This is a genomic window from Pseudoalteromonas fuliginea, from assembly GCF_000690055.1.
GTDB classification, from domain to species: Bacteria; Pseudomonadota; Gammaproteobacteria; order Enterobacterales; family Alteromonadaceae; genus Pseudoalteromonas; species Pseudoalteromonas fuliginea.
In genome coordinates, this window is record NZ_JJNZ01000249.1 from 1 (window position 1) to 297 (window position 297).

Consider the following 297-nt stretch of genomic DNA (forward strand, 5'->3'; position numbering starts at 1 on the left):
ACAAAACACAGGCGCAAGCCAAGAAGAAATCAAAGAAGTACTGAGCGGAATGATCGTAAGTGCCAAGAATCAACATGGCTCAGTAGCTACCAATGCAGAGCTTGCTATCGTGACAGGTGTGGCGGCTAAGTACGACCTAAACCCGCTTGTGAAAGAAATGGCCGCTTTCGTATCTGGTGGCAAACTGCAAGTTACAGTGATGATCGACGGCTGGTACAAGATGGTTAACCGCCAGCCTACGTTTGATGGTGTTGAGTTTGATGATCACATGGATGCAAACGGCAAGCTAACGGCCAT

1 protein-coding gene is annotated in these 297 nt (G+C 48.1%); it reads left to right on the top strand.

The genetic code is table 11. From position 1 onward, the window contains the following. Positions 1–297, top strand: a 297-nt coding sequence (locus DC53_RS00080; protein WP_033032685.1) for a recombinase family protein, incomplete at both ends; no start/stop codon positions are given.